Source organism: Cupriavidus sp. SK-3, from assembly GCF_000611145.1.
Taxonomy (GTDB): domain Bacteria; phylum Pseudomonadota; class Gammaproteobacteria; order Burkholderiales; family Burkholderiaceae; genus Cupriavidus.
Genome location: NZ_JFJV02000083.1, coordinates 1 through 4,019, shown reverse-complemented (window position 1 = coordinate 4,019; position 4,019 = coordinate 1). Strand labels below are relative to the sequence as shown.

The window sequence follows — 4,019 nt, the reverse complement described above, 5'->3', positions numbered from 1 at the left end:
GCCGGCGCGGCGTCGGCCTTGACGGCTGCCGCCAGCTTGGCCAGTCCGGGCGGCGCCGCGAGCGCCGGGCGCGCCAGCAAGGCGCCGGCCAGCGCGAGCCACAGCCCAAGCAGCAGCGGAACCAGTGCGGCGCCACTGGCGCGCCGCGCCATGAGGGCCGGCCACGGGCAGGGCTGGGAAGCACCGTGGCGGGTAGTGGCCATTGGCGTTTTCGGGGACCTGTTCAGGAGCGTCATCGCATGCACGTAGAGGGCTGCCGGTCCTAGCCGGGGAATGCCTGACACTGTAGCGCATCGCGGATACCGCACCCCTGTTCGGCCGGCGCTTTGCCGTCATGGGCATTCAGGGGCACATCGTACGTGTGACCGATCCCTCCCAAAGCTGGGGCACGGGTGCGGTGCTGGGGTCGCGGTCAACGCAGTGGCGATGCGAGCCGTTGAGTGAGGTATTGCGTGTCGGTCGGGTTGCGGCTGTCTGCAGCCCTGTCGTTTCCTTGTCCCCTTGGCATTGTCACCGCAGGAGCCTGTCATGAATGCTATGAAAGCCGTCACCGTCTCGCCCGCCATGTTCAGCCGGCGCGTCGGCTTGCCCATGCTGCTGGCCGCCGCGCTCTTCGTCTCGATCCCGCACCTGGCGCGTGCCCAGGCCGCGCCGGCGGCTCCGGCCGCTCCCGCGGCTGCCCCGCCGATGGCCAAGCCTGCCGCGCCCGCCACCACCGCACCGATGGCCAAGCCGGCCGCGCCCGCTGCCGCCGCACCGGGTGGCGGGCCCGGTCAGGTATGGGTCAACAAGAGTTCCAAGGTCTATCACTGCCCCGGCACGAAGTACTATGGCAAGACCAAGAGCGGCGCCTACATGAGTGAAGCCGATGCTACCGCGCAAGGCTTCCATGCGGATCACGGCAAGGCATGCAAGTGAGCAACGAACATCGCTCCCGGGGGGCATGACATGCACTTGATCTGGGTCGTTCTAATCGGCTTTCTCGCCGGGCTGGTTGCGCGCATGCTAACGCCGGGCCGCGGACCGAGCGGTTTCTTCCTCACCGCCGGCCTGGGCGTTGTCGGCTCGCTGGCCGCGACTTTCCTCGGGCAAGCGCTGGGCTGGTACCGGCCTGGACAGTCGGCCGGCTTTATCGGTGCCGTGGTGGGCGCGGTCATCCTGTTGCTGCTGTATCACCTGGCGACGAGGCGCTAGGTTCCGGGGCGCACGCGCATCCGTTGGTTCGTCAGTTCATTATTTCGTCCATTCGTCCAATCGTCCATTCGCAAGGCCGCAGCAAGCCGTTGCGCACGGGAGCATCCCGTGCGCAACGGCATCGGCTCTGCCATGCGGCGTCCGGTGTGTTTTCATGCATTCGTCGCTTCCGACGATGCGTGCCGCGCCGCCATCCCCGAATCTCCATACCACGCTGGCCGGGCCGCTTCGCGCCCTGCCGGACGCAGGCATTCCGCCGCCCGCGCATCGCCGCGCGCCGACGGGAATGATTCAGCAGATACGGGAAAACGTGGAGAAGAGATGGAACTCGATGCAACGGTAACGGCAGTCATCACGGGTGGCGCCTCGGGCCTGGGCGAAGCCACCGCGCGCGCGCTGGCGGCGCACGGCGTGCGCGTCGCGCTGTTCGACATGAATGCGGAAAAGGGCGAAGCCGTGGCACGCGAACTGGGCGGCGTGTTCTGCCAGGTCAACGTGACCTCGGAGGCCGAGGTCGAAGCCGGCTTCGCCAAGGCACGCGCGGCGCTGGGCCAGGAACGCATCCTGGTCAACTGCGCCGGCACCGGCAACGCCATCAAGACCGCATCGCGGGCCAAGGAAGCGCCGGACCAGATCCGCTTCTTTGCCTCGGATGCGTTCGAGCGCATCATCCAGATCAACCTGGTCGGATCCTTCCGCTGCCTCGCGCGTTCGGCCGCCGGCATGCTGACACTGGATGCGCGCGACGGCGATCGCGGCGTCATCATCAACACCGCCTCGGTGGCGGCGCAGGACGGGCAGATAGGCCAGGCCGCGTACTCCGCCTCCAAGGCCGGCGTGGTCGGCATGACCCTGCCCATTGCGCGCGACCTGTCCGGCGAAGGCATTCGCGTCAACACCATCATGCCCGGCATCTTCAATACGCCGCTGCTGCAAGGCGCGCAGGAGCACGTCAAGGCAGCGCTGGCCGCCTCGGTGCCGTTTCCGAAGCGGCTCGGCGCGCCGGAAGAGTTTGCCTCGCTCGCGCTGGAGATGTGCCGCAACAGCTATTTCAACGGCGAATCGGTAAGGCTCGACGGCGCCATCCGCATGGCGCCGCGCTGATCTCTCACTCCAAGGAAAAGGACGCGCGCATGCAGCAGGACCGAGAGAAGGAGGCACTGATGGATTTCAGTTACCTGACGACATTGCCGCACGCGTTGCGTCACTTCGCGCAGCGGCGGCCCGATGCCGTGGCCTATGCCTTCGAGGGCAGGCTCACGACGTACCGCGAGTTCGACCGCCACACCGACAGCGTCGCCCAGGCGCTGCTGGCCGCGGGCATCGGGCCGGGGGACCGCATCGGCTATATCGGCAAGAACTGCGATCACTATTTCGAGTTGCTGCTGGGCGCCGCCAAGATCGGCGCCGTGATGGCACCGGCAAGCTGGCGCCTGGCGCCACCGGAGGTTGGCTATATCGTCGGCCACTCCGATGCCGCGCTGTTGTTCGCCGGGCCGGAATCGGTGGAACTGGTGCGCAAGCTGCTGCCGGCGTTGCCGCTGGTGCGCAGCGTGATCGCCATGGAAGGCGGCGAGGCGGACTGGCCCGCCTATGCCGCGTGGCGCGACGCGCATGCACCCGTGCCGCCGGCGCACCAGCCTGCCGCGCACGATGTGGTGCTGCAGCTTTACACCTCCGGCACCACGGGCCGCCCCAAGGGGGCCATGCTGACCCATCGCAACCTCACCGCCGGCACCGAGGCGAGTGAGCGCGAGGATATCTCGTGGTCGCGCTGGACGGATGACGATGTCTCGCTGGTGGCGATGCCGGTCGCGCATATCGGCGGGTCCGGCTGGGGGTTGCGCAGCTTGCTGGCGGGGGCCAAGGGCGTGGTCGCGCGCGATTTCGATCCTGCCGCGGTGCTGGATTTCTTCGAGCGCGAGCGCGTCAGCAAGCTGTTCCTGGTGCCTGCCGCGATGCAGTTCGTATTGCGCGATCCGCGTGCGCGCAGTATCGATTACTCCCGCCTGAAGACCTTGCTGTACGGGGCTGCTCCGATTCCCGCGGCGTTGCTGCGTGAAGGCATCGAGGTATTCGGGTGCGGCTTCGCGCAACAGTACGGGATGACCGAAACCACCGGCACGGTGGTGGCGTTGCCACCGGAGGACCATACGACCGAGGATGTGCCGCGTATGCGCGCCGCGGGCAAGCCTTTGCCCGATGTCGAGGTGGTGGTGGTGGACTGGGAAGGCCGGCGGTTGCCGCCCGGGGAAGTCGGGGAGCTGATGATCCGGTCGCCGCAGAATATGGCGGGGTACTGGAAGCAGCCTGATGAGACTGCGCGGACGATCGATGCGGACGGGTGGTTGCGGACGGGCGATGCGGGCTATCTCGACGCCGAGGGTTATGTCTATATCCACGACCGGGTCAAGGACATGATCATCAGCGGGGGGGAGAACGTCTATCCGGCTGAGGTGGAGAGTGCCATCTATGGCCACCCGCAGGTGGCCGACGTGGCGGTGATCGGGGTGCCCGACGAGAAGTGGGGCGAGGCGGTCAAGGCGATTGTCGTGCTGAAGGCGGGGGAGGTTGCCGACCGCGATGGCATTGTGGCTTGGGCGCGGGAGCGGTTGGCTGGGTTCAAGATTCCCAAGAGTATTGAGTTTGTGGATGCGTTGCCGCGGAATCCGTCGGGGAAGTTGTTGAGGAGGAAGTTGAGGGAGCCTTATTGGGAGGGGTTTGAGAGGAGGGTTAATTGAGGGGGGGGGTTAGCTTTAAAAGCCTAAAAGCCTAAAAGCCTGAAAACCTAAGAGCCTAAAGTCAAAGGCGGTTTCACCCCCCTG

Annotated in this window: 5 protein-coding genes; 4 read left to right on the top strand and 1 reads right to left on the bottom strand. The window is 66.7% G+C overall.

Annotation, left to right across the window (positions count from 1 at the left end):
- A partial coding sequence (locus CF70_RS37565; protein WP_235184955.1) for a hypothetical protein occupies nt 1–203 on the bottom strand: 203 nt, incomplete at its 3' end.
- A 325-nt stretch (nt 204–528) separates the two neighbouring features.
- Here CF70_RS37565 and CF70_RS08815 point away from each other — a divergent pair.
- The 4 genes from CF70_RS08815 to CF70_RS08800 all read left to right on the top strand — a co-directional run bounded on the left by CF70_RS08815 (nt 529) and on the right by CF70_RS08800 (nt 3,935).
- On the top strand, nt 529–918 hold the full coding sequence (locus CF70_RS08815) for a hypothetical protein (RefSeq protein WP_235184954.1): 390 nt from the start codon (nt 529–531) through the stop codon (nt 916–918).
- A 30-nt stretch (nt 919–948) separates the two neighbouring features.
- The gene (locus CF70_RS08810) at nt 949–1,194 is read left to right on the top strand and encodes a GlsB/YeaQ/YmgE family stress response membrane protein (RefSeq protein WP_035863155.1); all 246 of its coding nucleotides are present in this window, start codon (nt 949–951) and stop codon (nt 1,192–1,194) included.
- Nucleotides 1,195–1,515: 321 nt separating this feature from the next.
- Nucleotides 1,516–2,298, top strand: a complete 783-nt coding sequence (locus tag CF70_RS08805; protein WP_035863153.1) for an SDR family NAD(P)-dependent oxidoreductase — start codon at nt 1,516–1,518, stop codon at nt 2,296–2,298.
- A gap of 59 nt (nt 2,299–2,357) precedes the next feature.
- A complete protein-coding gene (locus CF70_RS08800; RefSeq protein WP_035863226.1) occupies nt 2,358–3,935 on the top strand; it encodes a fatty acid--CoA ligase in 1,578 nt (525 codons plus the stop codon).
- Nucleotides 3,936–4,019 lie beyond the last annotated feature (84 nt).

Coding starts and splice junctions, on each gene's coding strand:
- CF70_RS08815 (WP_235184954.1), top strand. CDS start 529: ATGAATGCTATGAAAGCCGTCACCGTCTCGCCCGCCATGTTCAGCCGG.
- CF70_RS08810 (WP_035863155.1), top strand. CDS start 949: ATGCACTTGATCTGGGTCGTTCTAATCGGCTTTCTCGCCGGGCTGGTT.
- CF70_RS08805 (WP_035863153.1), top strand. CDS start 1,516: ATGGAACTCGATGCAACGGTAACGGCAGTCATCACGGGTGGCGCCTCG.
- CF70_RS08800 (WP_035863226.1), top strand. CDS start 2,358: ATGGATTTCAGTTACCTGACGACATTGCCGCACGCGTTGCGTCACTTC.